The following is a 19,312-nucleotide window of genomic DNA, read 5'->3' as shown; positions in this document are numbered from 1 at the left end:
AAACCCTAGGTGCTTAAAAGGTTTTGGTGACCCTGGGTTTCCGAGACCCATGGCAGACCGTGGGGAGGGGGCTCAGGGAAACCGTGATGACCCGCCCTAGGAAAACCTACAAAAACCTAGAGCGGGAAACGGTTCTTCTATATCTTGCTAAACTAGATGAACATAGACAGTCTCTTAAGTACTTGAGTATAAAGTTTTCAATGAATGAAGTATTCTGTACTGATATGAATTCTGATTCAGGTCTGAGATTTATATCATATGATGATAGATATGTAGCTCTATTTATGACTATTTCGATATTGCTTGCCTCTGAATTACACAGATATATATGATCAAATTCTCTTGCATTATTCATGATCTCCAAGTAAGAAATAAAGAAGCTTCTATAGCTTATGCCACATTTTCTTGCATCATATATAGATGGTGCTGAAGTTGCGATGAACATTCTAAAGTTATCGTTATGATGTGCTTTATCAATTAATTGGTTAATAACAGATATAGAAAATTCGTTAATACATGGTAAAACCAGTATAAGTTCAGTAATCTCCTCTACAGCTTCTGACAATTCTTTAACGATTTCACGAAAGCGTTTAGATTTTATGGTTAAACCTTTGGAGGTTCTTAGAGAGTTTGTATATCTAAGTGCTTCTGTCATTAATATGTTTGAAGGGATTACTGCGCACTGGAACATAACATTATTTCTAGATCCTTCTATAAACTCAAAATACTTAACCATATCACCAAAAATAATAGAATAGGCTATCTCAACATCTATACATTCAGAATAGAATAACACATATTCGGGATCCATATGTATAAGGTACTTAATCCTATATGGATATTCTCTACACATAGACGATATTTGTGTACATACATGTGAATCGATATGTACTTCAATAAAGCTCTTAATATCACCATTGATAACTTTTGAAAGAGCTGAATAAGCTTCAAATGGTATTACCTTTAATTCGGTTAGATCCTCTACTATATCTTTTTGTGACACTATTTTTGGCATATAATGTTTCTTTATACTCATTTTAGGATTGTGAAACAGTCTCGTGATGGGTTCTAAGTACTTTAACATTTTTCTCATCTTATTGATTTCTATGCTTATATAAAACTATTACTACAGACACTAACTGTAGTTTAATGATGTGTTAGTAAAGCATAAATTTTTATAATCTCTTTTAATTTAAAGTATGAATTCATATGCAAGACTTGTCGACAGGTAAATGATGATGTTTAAGAATGTATTGACGAGGTTTAGGAACAAGAAGCCTACAGAAATAAGTGTTGATAGAGAGATTTTGTTATACATTTACAAGATGCTTTACGATATGAGGCTAGATTTAGTTGAGTGTTTCTACAATATCAAGAATAGAAGGCTTAGGGAACTTTACGATGGTTTTGCACTTATGATGATAAAATTAGATAAGACAATACAGTTCTTAAGGAGAGTACTTAATGAAGACCTCTATGCCAAATATGATAAACTGAGTAGCAATGAAATTAATGAAATCATGACTAAGCTACCTGTAGAGGTATCTATATCTCTAAGAAGTCTTGTTCAAAACATTAAGTTGTTGAAGGAGTTTTCAGTTATAGCAGCATCTCCGTACATCAATACAATAATAAAGAGTATTAACGAAATAATTGATGATATAGCTAAATACTTAGATCGAGTTGTACATTAAGTCATATGTATGTTAACAATATTAACACCCTAACTGGATAATATCGAAGATAAGGTATAACTATAGCTGTAAAATTGATATCTATATCATACTTTGTGTAACCTAGATGATTAGCTAAAGCCTACGTCTACATGTATGTTTGATAAAGAGTTCGCTTAAACTATGGATACCATAAACAAATATAACCTCATAAAGACTGTCAATAATTAAATCTATACATGTATGATAACTGTAGGCTCTATTATCACAAATTACTATAGCTATGTCTATGGCTACCACCTTACAAATATCTGGAGCATACAGTAGCTTTCTACCCATATAACTTAACTCGTTATATATTGGCGATTATAGTTTCATTTTACATAACTATATACATTTAATAATTAAAACTCTACATCTAGTAAATGTTGTTGTATAAGACATTGTCATATGTCTATCTATTAGGGTATCTAGTCAACTAAAGCTATTTAGTTCCACACCTATATGCAAATGAAAAACTACAAATTCTCTATATCGTATATTAGGAGAAATTGATTAAGAGATACGGGTAGCGGCCAGTTATGTGTTATATGCATAGGTTTGACCTGTATTGGTTACCAATTGTATGAGGTTACCACTGTAACTTCCTTGGTACTGGTAAGCTCTATTGAGCTCACCTTAATAATCACTCCTTTATCTCCTTGTAGTTATTGATAGTGGTCTCGGTAGAGCCGTAAATGTCTATTATGTGCCTCTGACTTCTGCAGTACTTCATACATGAACAATTTAGCTAGTGATGTAGTGCACAGTGTAATAGAGGAACTCTACGGTTATGTTGATGGTGAACAGAGGTTCTACTACAATTTTCTATATTTCTATATATATATTTCCAAGGATCTTAATCATAGAGATATCCAATAATCTAGAGTGGTTTCGTTTATGGTACTTGTTAGAGAAATGTATCATGTTGTTATCGAGCTATATATGTCATGCCAGTACGGGCTGAGACATCAGTTAAAAGCAATGATCTTACTAGTTGGATTGAGAGAACTATTGTCTTCTCTCCATGCGATGGGGTGGTTACTTCTTGATGAAGTAGCTGTAGAAAGAGGGTAGGCAAATGTAAATTATTCGTAATATCTACTAGCTGTGATAGCAGATGAATGTGTATTATGTATTATAGAGAGTGATTGGAAAGAGGAATTCCCGATAATCAGGAAAACAGTTCTATTTCTAACAGAAGACAAAAGTCAGGAAATACGCATATAGTGTATGATAAAGCTGTACTAATGTATAGAGGATGTGTATATTCTATCGAGGAAGAAGATATCTTCAGTTACAAAGATATTACGGAGAAAATAAAGTCTTGTTCAACAAGTAGCCAGATCTAAATAAAATATCAACCAAGTTAATGGTTTGGACAAAGACGCTAGAGCCTCCATACCGAAAAAATGGTGCCAATAGAAGCATTATCCGTGTAACAAATATCGATACTAATATCAAGCTATATAGGAGAAAAATATTTATTCAGTATGAGGTTTACTGCGTTAGGCTAATAACTAGTCGATAAAAACAGTATGATGATATGTAGCTCGCACTGAGCATCTTGTGATGTGGTCGGCACCCACTGAATTCACGTGTAGTACATTCCTGAACCCTTATAGCAGGCTTCATAGATACATGGTTTATAGAAAAAGATATAGTTATTTAAGACTAATTTTAAGCATACTTATTAATTTTAAATTGACAACAGGTTTTGTTAGGCCTATATGAACTTAACGACATGAAGTTAGTTCTTTTAACTTCTTAGTTTTGTCATAGTTTCTTAACGTCGTGTAGCATTGAATATGTATTTACATTATTTCATTAATGAAGTGGTACCGTCATATCCATATTATCTCTAATCAAAGTTCTTGATACTTAAGGTCGTAACACTATTTGCATCTATGCAAAAATTTCGTTAGAGCGTCAGAGAATCTTTTTTCAAATAGGTTATATAGTGCCTTTATTCTCCTATTGTTTTTTAAGTAATTGGGATACAATAGAGGTAACCCTGAAATTATAGGATACCAGCTACAGCAATGAGGGCATAGTACGAGACCCCATATTATGTCTATTGTAAGACATAATTTACAGTCAACCATTGTTTTTGCTTCGACATTCGTTAGAAAAGCTTTCTTTAATCCACAGTAAGTTCTGCAAAAAGGTATCGAAATTTCTATAGTCTTTTTGCTCACTGTTTGAGTTTCAAACGAAATTACCTCTAATGGATAAAATCTACAGTTAGGGCATATTATTATGTCTATTGTTGCATACCTCATAAGCTTAATACCCGTATTCTAAAACATTTATTGTATATTTTATCTATATAGTATCCAATTATCTGAGTATTTTCATTCTTTAAATGTTCAAATGCATATGTGCTTTCTATATCGGGTCTATAGGCCGCTATGTGAAATTCTTTAAGAATCTATTTGATACTTGCATAACCTGGATCATGTGCAAATACTTCTATTTTTAACCTCAATATCATTAACATACATATTTTCATTTGCTTAACCAATAATTCTGTGTTTAATCGGGGTCTATTTCTCCAAATAATCTTTTTGTTTGTTTAAGTATCTCTGTTAAATCGACAGCTACATCTGTTGAAGGTTCAGTTAAAAACATAAGTTATATAGCTCCAGTTACCCAGGAAACACTTGGATGATACCCTATACCCTATATATCATCTTTTACTTCATCATCTATTAATGTAGGTATTATAACCTCACACATCTTGTTTCCGGTTTGAGGAGCGAAGTAATCCAGGGCTTAATGCTCTATAGATCTATCATTAGTTCAATACATTCTGATTTAGGTCCACCAATGTACTATGGCTCTCTAGTTAGCCAGATGTCATAAGCTATGTTTGTTGTTGATCTAGTTTACCTAATAATAAATCTTGTGTACATAATAACTTTCTTTAAGTTAATGTATGTATTGTTTCAGGAACAAGCACAAGTTCTATAGGTCTAGAAGTGTGGTTTAGAGAGTCTTTACAATACATCGCACCATTCAAAAACATGGGAAGAACAGTATCCATCAACTTATTTCTAAAGAAGTGCTATCTTCTAGGCATATCCTTTACAAGGATGTACATCTTTTCTCTAGTAACAGCTCCTAGGACTTTGACTATCTCTTCAAGTATAGCTGATTTATATGTTCTCGTGTTTGTTTTTAGTGGCGCCGATAAGCATGAGAATATCGAGAAGCCCTAGAATACCGTAATCAAGGAAATTGATGAAGTGATTACAAGGATACTTGAATTACCAAAGGAAATGGCTGAAACCGTGAAACTCTCTAAAACCATGACTAAGATGGAGACTCTGCTATGAACATCTGTCAGCAAGTGTTGTACAACTTGCTCCACAGAAAAACTGTTGCAACACGGTGCATGGAGGCATAGCAAAAACTACATCACGCTCTTAGATGGCTCTAAGCTCTTAAAGCTCTTGTCCACCGTGAAAGAACAGAGTGGGGCAATGATTTGTGCTTGAGCCTAGATAGCACCTAATTGACTGCGTCGTTAAAGCTTTTTTGGCTTGCGGGTACTGAGGAACTTGTACTGTTTCTTGTACTTATTGATTTTTAAGATAGTTTAGAAACAATTTTAAATACTAGTTCATATGTTTCAACTAGGTTTTGTAGACTTATCCTTGGTTTCTCTAGTTTATTATCTCTATTTCTAGTCTCTATATAGCTTACAACATCCTTTATCTCCTCATAGTAAACATCTACATCTTGGAAAAAGTTTTCATTGAATTTTAACGATACCCCATCACTAATACCTTGTTTTTTATTTACCAAAAACTCTATTCTATAATAATCTCTAAGTTCTCCTTCAATACTCCATACACCTTTATTATAGTATAGAATTAGGTTAAACGAGTTTCTATTCCCTCTAACATTAAAATCTCTAGGAGGTCCTAGATAATATATAGGTAAATCTATGAAGTGAATCCCTGTATCTAGTATTAATCCAACATCTGGATCTGAAGGAGAGTATATCTTCATATCTATCTCGAAATTAGAACTTGACTCGATTTCCTTCTTTATCAAAGCATAGAAGTTTGAGTACCTTAACTGATGACCTACAAAAATATCTCCACTAATTTCGATAATCTTTTGAAATTGCTCTAAAGTCTCGGTAATAGGCTTCTCAATAAAATAACCAACTTTTTTCCCATAATACTCATAAGTCTCTAAAAAGATTTGGTAATGAGTTTTTATCGGTGTCGCTATCACAATCATATCAATAGTGTGACCAAGAACATTATCCACATAATTATCACATTTCTCCTTAACTATATCATACTGAATTACATCAACACCCAATTTTCTGAGATTTGCAGAATGTATTCTACCCATATACCCACAACCAATAACTAAAACCCTCATCTAAGCCACCTAAACAAACTAACCATATCCTATATCAAAAATTATTTATAAGTTCAACACAATACTCTGTAAAGATTTCTATTCATAATAATTGATATGTTTCTCTGGAATGTCGAGAAATTTCCTAGAAGTTTTATCGTGTACATCGAATGTTCTATATTATACTATGGGAGTTTGGTGTAGAAGATCTCATGGCTTATCTCTAAAAACTCGTAGAAAATAACGTAGTTGTCGTATTATACGGAATCTAACTTGCCATTGATTTTCTCCTCAATAACAACATTATCACTAAATAATAATTCTATCTCAGAATACAATAAAACTTCTTTACGATAAGATACAAGATATAAAGGTAATCCCTTAATTTTTGGGTAATGAATAATATCATTAGTAGAGCTCAATCATATCTCCAATGCTAGCTCTATACCCTAGGGTATCTGCACAGAGAGCGCATATCTTTATTTATATACTGTATTCTTAGTCTTGAAGTCAGGTTTATGCTATTCAAATGGATCCATATATACGAAGCTGTTCTGTCGATGATTTCTGAAAAGGCTATTAGTATCCACATGATTATAGCGTTTAAACCTGCTGTTAGTGCTAGTACCCAGTCTACTCTAAATCCTTATGACCTAGGATTTAACTATGTTTAGCATCGTTGAGATTTTGTTATAACCTGGGCTTCTTCTGAAAGACATACATAGGAATAGTACCTTTTCTTGTAACAGATATTACTTGTAGCCGATATCTTTATACCTATGATTGTAAGATGTTAGCTTATAGCACTATAGTGTAGTTATAGAAGATTTTACTGTGTTATATTCTTGTCGTAGTTATCTGTTGGTTATAGTGTATACATATTCTATAGCTGTATATGCTAGCTAGATTGCGTAGTATTAGTTATTCGAGGTGCTCTATAGTACTCTATACCAGGGTCTGGCTTTATTGTAGACAAGCCATATAATTGACATACTTTGTAGTATAACTTAGATGGTGAAAATAGGTATGATGTTTAGATCTATTAGAGCAAGATCAAAAATGGTTTTGTTGTTGACCTTGGTGATAATACTGATATCTGCTTATGGTGTAACCTATACCTATAGCCAGAGATACTATGTTGTTACAGATACCTCTACCAAGGGACTGGGTAGTAGCTCTAGCCTTAGCTGTATACGCCTAGGCTTCATAGCTAGGAATATAATCTTGCTAATAGGAGATGGAATGGGGTATAGCCATATCTATGCTACACATCTCGTCTATAGAGCTCTAAACATTACTACTCAATTCAACACTATTGGTATTGCCTTTACGAATGCCCAAGACAACACAGTACCTGATTCAGCTGGAGCAGGAACAGCTCTTGCAACAGGGTTTAAGACCTTAAACCGCATAATATTAATGATCGAGGTAGACAGTAGAGAAATCCCTGTTATGACTGTTCTAGAGCTTGCAAAAAGCTAGGCATGTCTGTAGGTGTTGTTACAACAACAAGAGTTACTCATGCTACACCAGCTGTTTTTACAGCTCATGCACCTCATAGGGATATGGAGCAAGAGATAGTTCTACAGCAGATAGCTCTAGAGGTTGATGCAATACTTGGTGGAGGTAGGAGATTCTATACATCCGAATTAGTATCAGAGGCTAGACGTAGAGGGTATACCGTAGTATTCAACAGATCATCACCTTTAAGAGTTGACTCAGCTAAAACTAGGAGGTTGCTAGGACTTTTTGCAGATAGTCACATACCTTATGTCCTTGATAGGGATAGCGAAACCCCAAGCCTAGTTGAGATGACAGCTAAAGCTATAGAGATACTAGATAAAAATCCTTGTGGATTCTTCCTAATGATTGAAGGTGGTAGAATTGATCATGCAGCACATGCAAACGATATAGCATCTGTTATTGCTGAAACAAAAGAATTTGACGATGTAGTTGGGTTTGTCACACTCTATGCAAGATCTAGAGGAGATACCTTAGTGATCGTGACATCAGATCATGAAACAGGTGGGCTAACCATAGGCCTAGGGGTCGAGATACCAACAAATATAAGGTACGTGTTATCGGTTAAAGCTAGTGTAGAGAAAATAGCCAACGAGGTTAGGGGTAGATCGGCCCAAGAGGTTAAAACCATTATCTATAGATATATCAGGTGTAAATATATCAGATTCAGAGGCATCAGAAATCCTAACCAACCCAAGAGTCGTAGGTAGAGTTGTAAGTAGATACTTCGGTATACTATGGTCTTCAACAGATCATACAGAAGAACCTGTACCGGTCTTTGCATATGGGTCTAGCGCAGAGCTTTTCCAAGGGGTATACCACCAAACATATATAGCAAAAACAATAACAAAATTGCTAGTCCTAGGAGAAAAGGTATCTGCACTATATACACCAGCTAGAGCTCCAACAAAAGGTGATATAAATGGCAATGGTATTTGCGATGTAAGCGACGTAGTTTTGGCAATAAACTTTGCTGGTCATTACGTTTTAACGAAAACACGGCTATAGCCGATATCAATCTAAACGGTGTTATAGATCTAGAGGATGTGTATATCCTTGCTAAACAGATAACAAAAACATGTAGAATTCTCTATATAGCCTAGGATTTTTTAACACACTCTTTACAAAGATGAAAGTAGAAGTTTTCAATGAAATAAATTCAATATATTCTATCTATGTGTTTTAACAATCATATTATTACTAAGATAAGTAATAGAAATTGGTCTCAGCTTCTTTAAGTGATGGACATTTAGAATCTTTTTCACTTATAGTAATGTTTTCTTTAATTGGCCAGTTTATTCCTATTTCTGGATCATTCCAGTATATGCATCTCTCGTGTTGTGGACTATATTCCTTTGTTACAAGGTAGAGGAAATATGTTTCTTCAAGTGCTTGAAAACCATGCGCAAATCCTGGTGGTATCCAAAGTGCGTTCCCTGGCTCTAGTATTACACCTACATATTTTCCAAACCAAGGAGATCCTCTTCTAATATCAACGGCAACATCATATACTTTTCCAGTAATAACATATACGAGTTTTCCTTGCTCCATAGGCTTAAGCTGATAATGAAGGCCTCTTACAACCCCTTTCTTCGAAAAACTTAGATTAACTTGGACAAAATCATAGGGAACATCATTAGCTAGAAAATCAGTTCTCTTATACAGTTCAGCAAAGAACCCTCTTATATCCAAGAACCTTATATATTCAATTAATACTATATTTGGTATCTCAAGATGTTTAAATAACTTAAAGGGCATGTTATTTACCTTTTTGTAGTTCTAGCCATTCATTGTACACTACATCTAGGGAATGGCTGAGAGTATAAAAATCTATTTTTATTAATGTTCTAGCTTTTGAGGTCTCAAGGCTTGAATCTCTTGGTCTTCTAGCTAAGAATTTTATCTCTCTCATATATATTGGCTCTATCAAAGATATGTCGAAATTAAATTTATTTGCTATAGCTATAGCAAAGTCGTATCTATTGATTTTTTCCCCAGCTACATGAAAAACACCTATGTATCTCTTTTCAATGATTTCTCTAATAGCTTTAGCTAATAAGGTGTTTAATGTTGGTGATAACCATTGATCAATTAGGGCTTTAACCCTAATTCCTTGACTAAGAGACTCAATTACATGTCTAGCGAAGTTCTTTCTTCCCATACCGAAGCCATATATGTGGCTAGTTCTAATGATTGAATAGTTGTGCGTAGCTGAGTTAACTATATTTTCTGCTACAAGTTTTGTCAACCCATAGAAGTTGATCGGATTTGGCACATCTTCTTCTCTATACATACCCTTCTCTCCATCAAATACATAATCTGTGGACAAATATAGAATATAGCTTCCAAACTTCCCCACCTTTTTAGCTATTGCATGAGTAGCTTCAACATTTATCCTCCAAGCTAATCTTTTATCAGTTTCACATTTATCTACATCACCTAAAGCAGCTGTATGAATAACTACATCAGGTTTTACTTCATTGAATATTTCTGCTATTTTGTCTAAGTCATTGACAAAATCAAGTTTAATTCTTAAGACGTTTTCTGTTGGAGGAATTTCATGTGAATAGAATTGCGCATATACTTTGTACCCAGCTCTAGCAAGTTCTAGCATAATTTTGCATCCTGGTGTGCTAGAAGCACCCGTAACAAAGACCTTCATATAAGATCCACCTTTGCACCTATAGATTTAATAAGCCCTTTACTAATAAGCTCGTACCACCAATCAATTACACGAGTCCACGGTTCGTAGCTCAATATCCCCTCATGAAGAGCTTTACATATTTCTCTAGCACCATCAGCTACAGTATATCTACAAGTAAAGCCGAGAACTCTTTTAATTTTAGAGAAATCAACTACATATGAACGAGTATCAAGTTCTCCGTAAAACTCTATATTAGGTTCTTTATTTAATGCTCTGAATATTTCGTAAGCAATATCTAGAACACGGTAATTTTGTTCATTACTACCAACATTGAAAATCTCGTTGCACACAATATCGTGTGGAGCTTCTAGAACACCTATAATAGCATTGACGACATCTTTAACATGCACAACAGGTCTTTTCTGAGTACCAGGTCTACCAACTCTTATCTTGCCGTATTTGTATAACGTCAAAGTCATAGCGTTTACAACTAAATCAAATCTCATTTTAGGGGAATAACCATAAACTGTAGCCAATCTTAAAATGGTTTTACATAATCCGTTTATTTTTTGCATCTCTTGCTCTGCCATATACTTAGTCTTAGCGTAATTCTCTAGAGGATTTGGTGAAGATGTTTCATTAACTACATTGTCTTGAAAGCCATATACACTACATGTAGATGTAAAAATGTATCTCTTAGCACCTTTCTTTGTAGCTAGCTTTGCTGTTCTTGTAGCAGCTAAATAGTTTATCTCATAGAATATATTTTCATCGATTTTGTTAAGAGGATCAGGTTGGGAAATAGCGGCTAAATCGATAACAACATCGTGACCTATCATTAAGTCAGGGCTATAGGTTCTAACATCAGCTTCAATAATTTTTAACCTTTTTTCCCCTATGATGTCTTCAAGACCTTTATCGCCAAATAACATTAAGTCTAATACTGTTACTTCATAGCCTTTTTGCAGTAATTCTCTCACTAAAATGGAACCTATATATCCAGCGCCACCTGTTACAAATATACGCATATAGATATCCTCTCTGTTTATTTCTTCTATTTCTTCTACAAATATACTTTGCTGTAATCTGAAATCACTAGCTTTATATCTCCACGGATTTCTTTTGAACATAAAATACTGCTATAGCTACCAACAACACTATCTATAAGCCTAGCTCTATTAATATCTATTTCGCTAAAATCCATTATTAAGGATCTCATTACAGAACCAGAGGTAATTTTAGAAGCTTGTTCTATAGATGTATAGTGTTCTACTGTAGCGTTTTTCTCTATAACTACATTACTACCTATATAAGCCGGACCATAGACTGTACCTCTTACAACAGCATTTTTATCGACAACAACTCTACCTTTTATTTCACCCTCGACTTCGCCTTTAATTCCAGGCTTTGCTTTATCTAATAATAGGTATACTGCATCAAGGAGACCTTCGTATGTTCCAACATCTTTCCACCAACCTGAGACTATAGAATATGTAACTTTGTATCCTCTATCAATAAACCATTGTATAAGCTCTGTTATCTCGTATTCACCACGCCAAGAAGGTTTCAAAGTCTTAAAAGCTTTTTCAACAAGGTCTGGATCTCTAAACATATAAACACCTACAACAGCCATATTAGATATTGGTTCCCTCGGCTTCTCTATAAGTTTAACAATTTTATTATCTCTTAGAACAGCTACACCAAAATGACTAGGGTTCTTAACCTTTGTTAGAAGAATATGAACATCGCTACCTTCTTCACGCCATAGTGTAACATATTTAGCTATTCCATCGCTTAAAATATTATCTCCTAGATATACTATGAACCCACAATTAAGAAAATTATCCTCAATACCTCTATAAATTGCGTGTGCAATCCCAAGTCTTTTCTCTTGAATAATATACGTTATCCTTACACCAAGTTTTGAGCCATCACTTAAAACATCTTTAATCATATCACCAAAATAACCTACAACTAAACCTATATCCCGTATGTTTATCGAGACAAGATCTTCTATAGGATACTGAACCATAGGTTTACCAAGCAATGGTATAAGATGTTTAGGTCTAGAAAACGTAAAAGGTCTTAACCTTGAACCTTCACCTGCAGCAAGAATCATACCCTTCATGATGGTCGCCTCTTATTTTAGTTACATCTTATCAAAAATCACCTAAATTTATTTAAATTTTAATAACATCTGAATGATAAAATTGATTTAGGATCTAGTTTAATAAAATCTTAGAACAAAAATAGACAAGTATATCAGGATAATATGCATTTAAAACAACTTATGTTAATTTTAGCTAAACTTATTGAATTACAATCCTAGGTATTTATGTTAATATAGGGAAGTTCTCAGGTTATAGAGGTAATCCATTTCATCATCAAATAGGCTAGGTTTTATTAAGCTTTACATGAACCAATGAGGAGGACACGAAATATAATTACTCTACAATATAGTTAGAGATTTGTTTCTCGAATTCTTTTGTCACAATTTTTACGAAAAACCTCCTAGCGGCGATAGACCCTACACCTAAAGTATAAGGAAAGATAATTCGTGTAGATATCGGTAACAAAGGTGTTTTATAGATATCTATGGGCTTTCCCATGTTTTTAATTATCTCTATACCCATTTTAATTCCATGTGCATAACCTTTGTAAATAGCCCAAATTAATTCCCTATATGGATAAGATTGACTTCTCTTAACCTTAGATAAAACTGTAATATATAAACCTAGTATTACCCTACCAAAAATTAGATATATGAAATAAGGTCCTCGTATAAACTCCTTGAACCTACTATTACATATCTCATTTGTAGCATAAAATCCTCTAGTAGAGTAATAGAGTTTTTTAGGAGAAATCATACCAAAAGTAGAGGACCTTCTATGATATGCTACAGGAATTGGACAATTCACAACCTTGAATCCTGCATTCCAAAGCTGTAACCCTAATATACTATCATCGAAATATGCAAACATTTTATCATAAAATAATCTATTTTTGAATCCCGTGGCCTTCTTAACAGCTTCTACATTTAGAAGAGCATAAGCTCCATCTGCATATGTAACATAAAAAAGCCTCTTCTTAACTTTACCAATGTCTTCGCCCTGGTAGAGCTGTCCACCTATTAATAACTCTGTAAGCATGTTACCTGCAGTATCCACCTTCTTGGTATCAAGATCTAATATTATTCCTTGAATAGCTCCTACACCATTTATCTGTTCAGCATATTCAACTAAATTTCTAATACTATCTTTGTATGGTACTGCGTCATTGTTCAATAAAGCAATGTATTTGGATTCTGGATCTCGGGCTTGGAAACCAATATTGCATCCTCCTGTGAATCCAGTATTTCTATTTAATTTAATTATCTTCTTCTTTAACCATGTCTTCTTCTCGAGGAAACTTTTTATAGCTTCAAAACTTCCATCATTTGAACCGTTATCTACTACTATAAGTTCGTATCTATTGTTAGGATAATCTAGATTTGATATTCCTTCAAGAGATTTTAAAACAATATCCAGTATCTTAGAAGAATTATAGTTAAGCCAAATAATTGAAACTTTCGGAATCATACTTAATCACCTTACTCATACGTCATTCAAATATGATAGGAGCTAAAAATCCTTCGCGGTTAAGTAACGCATGAAGTATTCCTAAACTTAAAGGTTTAATGAATTTTCGAAAGCCATCTTTAAATAAAATCTTTATGCCCCAACCAAAGATTTGAGTAATGTAAAAACGAAAATCCATTTTACCCTCTTTTAAGAGAATTGATGAATTCCTCACTAAGTAATAGAAACGCCATGGTAGTTCATAGGGTAGAGGCCTCCCCGCAATATTAGATATCACGGGGATCCATAATAGAGTTCCAAGTTTATGGTCTATGAGTTTGCATTTTATTAATAATGTTAAATATCCTAATTCTCTAATTTTAGCATAGAAATCAAAATCAGCTTGATCTAAAAAGAAGTTGTCTCTACAACAAGCTTTTATAGCAACATCGCTTTTAACTATAGATCCTGAAAAAATACCGTAGACCACTCTCTGGATTTTGCAGTCTCCATTAACCGAGGTAAGAGCTATTAACCCTATTCTATTCTTTAATAAACTAGGTAGATTTTCAAATATTTTGAATGCTTTATCTATAGCACCTTCCAATAATATGGTATCATCATCTAACAATAGAATCCATTTACAATTAAAGTGATTAACAGCATGATTAATGCCCACCTTTAATGCATAAGCTATTCCAGAATTAAACCCTATTTCTATAAATACGCACACATCAACATCATTGCAAATACTCTTAATTACCTCCTTATTCTGCGAATTATTGTCTACAATAACAATGCCATTGACTTGATTACTGACAGAATTAAATACTTTTATAAATCTGCTTAACTTTGGATTATACGTAACAATTATAGCAGCAATATTCATGAACCATCACCTCACCTAGCTATCTCCTCTCTAACTAAAATTTGTTGTTAATATTTCAAATTACTAATTTATTCATTTTTATTGTCGATAACTACAGTATATGTTTAAACGTGAATCAAAAATATTGGTATGATTAGCTTAATTGAATTAAATTAAGATCAAATACTATGTAACAAGCATTGACATAGCGTTATCTGCTATATTTTTGACCATTCTTCTATTTTGATGTACATAAACAGATTGTCACCAAAATTATGAGGTTGCTTAATGAACTAGATTGATGTATATGGCGGCTTCATTTTGTTTAACTATTGCGTTGACTTCTATAGATCATTGATCTATTCTGGTTTTCTAATGCATCTTAGTGCTCATAAGTACTGCCAACTTAGCTACAAATTCCTCTATAGTAAGGCTGCGAGCTTTTTCAATCGATTTACTTGAATAGTAATTCCATGTCTTTTCATCTGTTAATAGCTTTGTTACAGCTTTCACTGCTTCTTCTGGATCACTGTATCCTAAACCATGTGTTCCATATTCTATAAGATCGCTCCATAAACCTCCCGATTTATGTACTACAGTAGGCAGACCTCTAGCCATTGCTTCTGTTACTGCTATACCCCAATGTTCATTTATTGTTGCATGGAGGAATATTTTAGATGAATCCATAATGTTTTTTATTGTTGATCTTGAAGCATTTGCAATAAGATATACATTAGCCTCTAAGTTAAGCGATCTTGAGGTCTTAAAGTTATTTTTCTTTGCTAAATATTCTATTCTGTTTAAGTAGTTTAAACTTGTTTTAGTTTTAGCATCACCTAGTATATACAGCTTCACGTCATCGATTTCTTTCTTAAGTTTTGGCAATACTCTATCTATTACCCAGTGATATCTTTTTTCTTCTGAGAATCTTCCAAGCATAACCACTGAATTATTTCTAGATATCCAATCTTTAGTTTTGTTAACTACTTCAATATTCGGGGGAATAGGCGGATTTAGAATTTCTGGGGGTTCTCCATGTATCTGTTTAACTAATTCAGCTGTCCACTTTGAATTTGCCAAAACAAGTGATGAAATTTCGAATGGATTTTCACGCATATATCTGGGGAGAGATTTTACGTATATCTGCCAATAGATGTTCATAGGGAACTTACTGTATCTCTCGGTAATGTATGGGTCTTCATTATAATATAGACCTGTTCCCTTAAATCTCTTATCTATGTATATCTCCATAGGGAAGTGTATATACTCTACTAACATTATTTCCCTATTCTTTATGTATTCTATAAGAGGCTTATACGTACATTCATCGGTGAAAATAAGCTGAGCACTATACTTGTCTATGGCTTTCTTAATAGCTCTCCAAATAAGTAATCTTAAATATATTCCGAAAGCCCTAAGCTTTAATGATGTTAACGAGATACTCGTATATTTACTTAAATCAATTCCAAACCAATCATAATAGTTACCAGAATCAATAGGACCAACGGATGTTAGAATAGGTGTATAGCCAATTGTTTGCAAAGCATATGTAGCTGCAGCACATACAAACTGGCTACCTCCAGGTCTATTCCAGTAGTGATGTCCTACTACAGCATATTTGGACAATTAGTTACCCCACTTAAATCTTTGCTGTTCTTCTACTAGCAGTTATGAGTAATATAAGACTTATATAGCTATCACTATGATATTATGCTTCACTGCGGTTTATTTGCAATGGTGTCTAAAAAGCATAATCATTATTTTCTCGTTAGCTCTTGCTAGAACACCAAGTCTATAGCCTCTACATATTAGATACAGATTCGATGTAACAAGTATTGGTATATAGCCTAGTCTATAGACATCTATTAAGTGCTCTAACTCATGGATACAAAATATTCTCATTGATCAGCAATCTCCTTAAGCTAGCCCAGTCAATAGGTAATTTAACTAGTGTAATATCAAAGTCTAATAATATAACCCTTAAAAAACTTGATAAAAATCTTAAAGCATCTATTGTTCCAGGCTTCTGCTTGTTCTCTTGATTTTTTGTGGAAATTTTTCGGCGTCTAGGTATAGATTATAGTTTTTCTGTGATTTAGGTGTAGAATGGAGTATTACTAGAGGTTGTAACGGTTTTTGTTCTCGTAGATAAACTATATCCCCTATGTAGACTTTAACTATGTTGCTACTTGTTGTTCTAATTTTTAGAACCCTCTGTTCTCTACATTTTCTGCCATACCTTCGAGCTTCTCGTCTACTGTGATGGCTTTATGTATCTGTTTAATGTTGATGAATATCTCCTCCACATTCTCACGATCTCTGCTACTAGATCCTGCTTAAGTAGTTTATAGACATAGTCAATGCTTTTGAGGATATCTAGTAGTAGCTGTATCCTCGGAATATCTGCTCCTATAGAATCCTTTAATGTTGTAGCTATCTCTAGCAGTTCTTGAGGAAGCGTACTATTTACATCTACTTCTATACCTACGATAATAATATATTGTATTATGTCTCCCTCAACACTACCCTCTATAAATATTCCTGCAACTTTCTTCTCGTTATCAAGAACATCGTTAGGTCATTTAACTCTAGTGTCTAGGTAATCTAATACTTGTGGATTTACTGCAATTTATCAAGATCTGCAAGTCTGTAGCCAAGTCTTGGATGTATATCGATTATAAATCCTCTTGTTATAAGCTCTTCACAACTCTACTAATTGTTGATCCTGATACCCCTAACTGTTACGTAAGTTTTGCCCAAGACATATTAGTCTCTACTCATCAACAACTTCCTTAGCACCTCACCCTCTATACTAAAGCCGTAAACACCTAGCAAAAGCTGTACATCCTACTACCGAGGGCAGAACACCTAAAAATCTTAGACCTAGTTGAAAGGGCTTCGGTATCCTGTATTTATTGCTACACACATAGCGAGAAATACGAAAACCTTTACAGAATAGAAATCATGTAGACTCTAACTCTATACATGTAACTAACTCTATCGATATTAACTCGGGTAAGAGCAATAGAATTAAATCCTACTTAGATATTATAGAAAATAATGCTACATCAGTATCGTATACTATCATCATGAGCTGTACGGCTATTACCTTTGAATCGTAGATTATCACAGCTCTATATCTTCGATACTTCGGTATAAGACCTTCGCTAAAACCTTTAACTAGATCTTCCCCCAGTATTAGGATTGCAAGTGATTTCCATATACTTTCTCCTTTCAATGCATGGGTGTTTAAGATTTCAACACATTCTTTTATAAGAAAAGATATAATCTTTATGAATAGCTACGAATATATTCCAATAATGTTTCTTGTTTTATTGATTAATATAGATACCTCTGTTGAGTTAAGTGTATGCAGTATATACATAGCATTTAAGGATATGGTTAGAGCTATAGAGAATATAGCTACATACCTATAAGGGTTGATACAGCTTCTAGTTATATCTAGTGATAGTTGTGTTACAGCCATCCATAGACTAGGTGCTGTGTATAGGAATAGTTTATGCATTTTTAGAGCTAGGTAAAGGGCTAGTATAGGTAGTACGTAGAGAATAAGTAACTAGGTATCTACATTTAAACAGATGAATTGTATGCATATATGTCGAAGTTAGATACTTATTAAAAGGCGATATTGTTGCAACATGAATTAAAATACATATACGTTTATAGGATACTACGGCGCTTGATTATGTTGGTGTTTTTATAGTATGAGTTTATTGTTTAAGGTAAAAGTATGCTATATAAACTTTATTCTACTGCTTATCATCGGAACACTAACTTATATCTCTGGGTTTGTGCTTTGGCTAGCTATACCTCGTGGACAAGTACGTAGCAGATTTTCAGTTGATAATGCCTTTCTAGGTCTTAACAGAAGTTCGTGGGAATATATCCACATAACAACAAGCCTTCTATTCCTAGCATTGATAGTAATACACTTAGCACTAAACTGGGTATGGATAAAGAATGTAACAAAATATCTTCTTTCGCATCCAAAAAGAGAATAGGTTATCGTTAACAAGCTACAAGGTTTTAGTAGTTCACATGGTAGAAAATTACATTACTAAGATTTAGAGAAGCGACAAGCAGAAACCTAGATTGTTTAAAATAAGAGACAAGATCAGGTTACCGAAAACAATAAACACTTTTGCCTAAAATCTTAGCAAGAGAATTACTATATGAGGTAGTTTATCGTCAAGATAATCTTATTAACTACCGCTTGTATTATTAAAAGGTTTTCAAAGTTTTAGGTATTCTAATTTTACATCACAGTAAAGAGTATTTCTCTAGATACTCTCAGATATACAGATATAGAATGTCTATCCATTAAATATTCTGAAGCTATTACTACAGGTAAGCATCTCATCTCTACACTAAGAGGGTAGTGCCCTCGATAAAGGCTATTCCGATAAAGATCGATTAATAAGACATCTTTTGAGTTTCTTTAAAAATTATTAAGCTTTGGCTAGTATTAATAGATGTAGGGAATCTACTTGAGCTCTACTGAAATTGTTCACTACCCAAAGATTAAGAGGTTGCCTCTATACTCTGTGCCCTACCGTAAGGAACCTTTATCAGATTCTGAGATAGAGATACTGTTTAGTAGTGAAGTTGT

The 19,312-nt window shown here is 33.7% G+C and carries 20 protein-coding genes; 8 read left to right on the top strand and 12 right to left on the bottom strand.

From position 1 onward, the window contains the following. Nucleotides 1-106: 106 nt before the first annotated feature. On the bottom strand, nt 107-1,084 hold the full coding sequence (locus tag QXK50_04955) for a hypothetical protein (GenBank protein ID MEM2008511.1): 978 nt from the start codon (nt 1,082-1,084) through the stop codon (nt 107-109). 154 nt (nt 1,085-1,238) lie between these two features. On the opposite strand from QXK50_04955, the gene QXK50_04950 reads away from it, so the two are divergent. Further along, the gene (locus tag QXK50_04950; GenBank protein MEM2008510.1) at nt 1,239-1,694 is read left to right on the top strand and encodes a hypothetical protein; all 456 of its coding nucleotides are present in this window, start codon (nt 1,239-1,241) and stop codon (nt 1,692-1,694) included. A 114-nt stretch (nt 1,695-1,808) separates the two neighbouring features. Here QXK50_04950 and QXK50_04945 read toward each other — a convergent pair whose 3' ends face one another. Further along, nucleotides 1,809-2,012: a hypothetical protein gene (locus QXK50_04945; GenBank protein ID MEM2008509.1), complete on the bottom strand. Its 204-nt coding sequence runs from the start codon at nt 2,010-2,012 to the stop codon at nt 1,809-1,811. A 1,595-nt stretch (nt 2,013-3,607) separates the two neighbouring features. Then, nucleotides 3,608-3,994, bottom strand: coding sequence for a Trm112 family protein (locus QXK50_04940; protein MEM2008508.1), 387 nt, complete (start codon nt 3,992-3,994; stop codon nt 3,608-3,610). Between the two features lie 699 nt (nt 3,995-4,693). Here QXK50_04940 and QXK50_04935 point away from each other — a divergent pair. Beyond that, the gene (locus tag QXK50_04935; GenBank protein ID MEM2008507.1) at nt 4,694-4,933 is read left to right on the top strand and encodes a hypothetical protein; all 240 of its coding nucleotides are present in this window, start codon (nt 4,694-4,696) and stop codon (nt 4,931-4,933) included. Nucleotides 4,934-5,303: 370 nt separating this feature from the next. Here the strand turns inward: QXK50_04935 and QXK50_04930 are convergent, their stop codons facing one another. Further along, nucleotides 5,304-6,113: a Gfo/Idh/MocA family oxidoreductase gene (locus tag QXK50_04930; GenBank protein ID MEM2008506.1), complete on the bottom strand. Its 810-nt coding sequence runs from the start codon at nt 6,111-6,113 to the stop codon at nt 5,304-5,306. Between the two features lie 497 nt (nt 6,114-6,610). Between QXK50_04930 and QXK50_04925 the strand changes: the two genes are divergently transcribed. The 4 genes from QXK50_04925 to QXK50_04910 all read left to right on the top strand — a co-directional run bounded on the left by QXK50_04925 (nt 6,611) and on the right by QXK50_04910 (nt 8,621). After that, the gene (locus QXK50_04925) at nt 6,611-6,766 is read left to right on the top strand and encodes a hypothetical protein (GenBank protein MEM2008505.1); all 156 of its coding nucleotides are present in this window, start codon (nt 6,611-6,613) and stop codon (nt 6,764-6,766) included. 337 nt (nt 6,767-7,103) lie between these two features. Continuing rightward, on the top strand, nt 7,104-7,574 hold the full coding sequence (locus tag QXK50_04920; GenBank protein MEM2008504.1) for an alkaline phosphatase: 471 nt from the start codon (nt 7,104-7,106) through the stop codon (nt 7,572-7,574). 2 nt (nt 7,575-7,576) lie between these two features. After that, nucleotides 7,577-8,323, top strand: coding sequence for an alkaline phosphatase (locus tag QXK50_04915; protein ID MEM2008503.1), 747 nt, complete (start codon nt 7,577-7,579; stop codon nt 8,321-8,323). A 142-nt stretch (nt 8,324-8,465) separates the two neighbouring features. Further along, complete coding sequence (locus QXK50_04910) at nt 8,466-8,621, top strand: hypothetical protein (protein ID MEM2008502.1); 156 nt, start codon at nt 8,466-8,468, stop codon at nt 8,619-8,621. Between the two features lie 192 nt (nt 8,622-8,813). Here QXK50_04910 and rfbC read toward each other — a convergent pair whose 3' ends face one another. The 8 genes from rfbC to QXK50_04870 all read right to left on the bottom strand — a co-directional run bounded on the left by rfbC (nt 8,814) and on the right by QXK50_04870 (nt 16,584). Next, the gene (rfbC, locus tag QXK50_04905) at nt 8,814-9,371 is read right to left on the bottom strand and encodes a dTDP-4-dehydrorhamnose 3,5-epimerase (protein MEM2008501.1); all 558 of its coding nucleotides are present in this window, start codon (nt 9,369-9,371) and stop codon (nt 8,814-8,816) included. Nucleotide 9,372: 1 nt separating this feature from the next. Next, entirely contained in the window at nt 9,373-10,275 is a 903-nt protein-coding gene (gene rfbD / locus QXK50_04900; GenBank protein MEM2008500.1) for a dTDP-4-dehydrorhamnose reductase, read from the bottom strand. Next, complete coding sequence (locus QXK50_04895; GenBank protein ID MEM2008499.1) at nt 10,272-11,387, bottom strand: NAD(P)-dependent oxidoreductase; 1,116 nt, start codon at nt 11,385-11,387, stop codon at nt 10,272-10,274. Before QXK50_04895 ends, rfbD begins: the two co-directional genes overlap by 4 nt. Beyond that, entirely contained in the window at nt 11,321-12,385 is a 1,065-nt protein-coding gene (locus QXK50_04890; GenBank protein MEM2008498.1) for a glucose-1-phosphate thymidylyltransferase, read from the bottom strand. The genes QXK50_04895 and QXK50_04890 overlap by 67 nt, the downstream gene beginning before the upstream one ends. A 316-nt stretch (nt 12,386-12,701) precedes the next feature. Then, nucleotides 12,702-13,835 carry a glycosyltransferase family 2 protein gene (locus tag QXK50_04885; protein ID MEM2008497.1) on the bottom strand — a complete coding sequence of 378 codons (1,134 nt, stop codon included), beginning with the start codon at nt 13,833-13,835 and terminating at the stop codon, nt 12,702-12,704. A gap of 22 nt (nt 13,836-13,857) precedes the next feature. After that, complete coding sequence (locus QXK50_04880; GenBank protein MEM2008496.1) at nt 13,858-14,703, bottom strand: glycosyltransferase; 846 nt, start codon at nt 14,701-14,703, stop codon at nt 13,858-13,860. A 351-nt stretch (nt 14,704-15,054) separates the two neighbouring features. Beyond that, a complete protein-coding gene (locus QXK50_04875; GenBank protein ID MEM2008495.1) occupies nt 15,055-16,308 on the bottom strand; it encodes a glycosyltransferase family 4 protein in 1,254 nt (417 codons plus the stop codon). Between the two features lie 99 nt (nt 16,309-16,407). After that, complete coding sequence (locus QXK50_04870) at nt 16,408-16,584, bottom strand: hypothetical protein (GenBank protein ID MEM2008494.1); 177 nt, start codon at nt 16,582-16,584, stop codon at nt 16,408-16,410. Nucleotides 16,585-17,975: 1,391 nt separating this feature from the next. Here QXK50_04870 and QXK50_04865 point away from each other — a divergent pair. Both QXK50_04865 and QXK50_04860 read left to right on the top strand, forming a co-directional pair. Then, nucleotides 17,976-18,119, top strand: coding sequence for a hypothetical protein (locus QXK50_04865; protein MEM2008493.1), 144 nt, complete (start codon nt 17,976-17,978; stop codon nt 18,117-18,119). A gap of 288 nt (nt 18,120-18,407) precedes the next feature. Further along, on the top strand, nt 18,408-18,704 hold the full coding sequence (locus QXK50_04860) for a DUF4405 domain-containing protein (protein MEM2008492.1): 297 nt from the start codon (nt 18,408-18,410) through the stop codon (nt 18,702-18,704). Nucleotides 18,705-19,312 lie beyond the last annotated feature (608 nt).

The organism is Ignisphaera sp., from assembly GCA_038831005.1.
GTDB lineage: Archaea > Thermoproteota > Thermoprotei_A > Sulfolobales > Ignisphaeraceae > Ignisphaera.
Note: the sequence above shows the minus strand (reverse complement) of the source record. Positions and strands in the feature narration are given on the sequence as shown.

Bases quoted from the DNA above. Each gene is read 5' to 3' on its own strand.
- QXK50_04955 (MEM2008511.1), bottom strand. From the start codon at position 1,084: ATGTTAAAGTACTTAGAACCCATCACGAGACTGTTTCACAATCCTAAA.
- QXK50_04950 (MEM2008510.1), top strand. From the start codon at position 1,239: ATGTTTAAGAATGTATTGACGAGGTTTAGGAACAAGAAGCCTACAGAA.
- QXK50_04945 (MEM2008509.1), bottom strand. From the start codon at position 2,012: ATGGGTAGAAAGCTACTGTATGCTCCAGATATTTGTAAGGTGGTAGCC.
- QXK50_04940 (MEM2008508.1), bottom strand. From the start codon at position 3,994: ATGAGGTATGCAACAATAGACATAATAATATGCCCTAACTGTAGATTT.
- QXK50_04930 (MEM2008506.1), bottom strand. From the start codon at position 6,113: ATGAGGGTTTTAGTTATTGGTTGTGGGTATATGGGTAGAATACATTCT.
- QXK50_04925 (MEM2008505.1), top strand. From the start codon at position 6,611: ATGCTATTCAAATGGATCCATATATACGAAGCTGTTCTGTCGATGATT.
- QXK50_04920 (MEM2008504.1), top strand. From the start codon at position 7,104: ATGGTGAAAATAGGTATGATGTTTAGATCTATTAGAGCAAGATCAAAA.
- QXK50_04915 (MEM2008503.1), top strand. From the start codon at position 7,577: ATGTCTGTAGGTGTTGTTACAACAACAAGAGTTACTCATGCTACACCA.
- rfbC (MEM2008501.1), bottom strand. From the start codon at position 9,371: ATGCCCTTTAAGTTATTTAAACATCTTGAGATACCAAATATAGTATTA.
- rfbD (MEM2008500.1), bottom strand. From the start codon at position 10,275: ATGAAGGTCTTTGTTACGGGTGCTTCTAGCACACCAGGATGCAAAATT.
- QXK50_04895 (MEM2008499.1), bottom strand. From the start codon at position 11,387: ATGTTCAAAAGAAATCCGTGGAGATATAAAGCTAGTGATTTCAGATTA.
- QXK50_04890 (MEM2008498.1), bottom strand. From the start codon at position 12,385: ATGAAGGGTATGATTCTTGCTGCAGGTGAAGGTTCAAGGTTAAGACCT.
- QXK50_04885 (MEM2008497.1), bottom strand. From the start codon at position 13,835: ATGATTCCGAAAGTTTCAATTATTTGGCTTAACTATAATTCTTCTAAG.
- QXK50_04880 (MEM2008496.1), bottom strand. From the start codon at position 14,703: ATGAATATTGCTGCTATAATTGTTACGTATAATCCAAAGTTAAGCAGA.
- QXK50_04870 (MEM2008494.1), bottom strand. From the start codon at position 16,584: ATGAGAATATTTTGTATCCATGAGTTAGAGCACTTAATAGATGTCTAT.
- QXK50_04865 (MEM2008493.1), top strand. From the start codon at position 17,976: ATGAATAGCTACGAATATATTCCAATAATGTTTCTTGTTTTATTGATT.
- QXK50_04860 (MEM2008492.1), top strand. From the start codon at position 18,408: ATGAGTTTATTGTTTAAGGTAAAAGTATGCTATATAAACTTTATTCTA.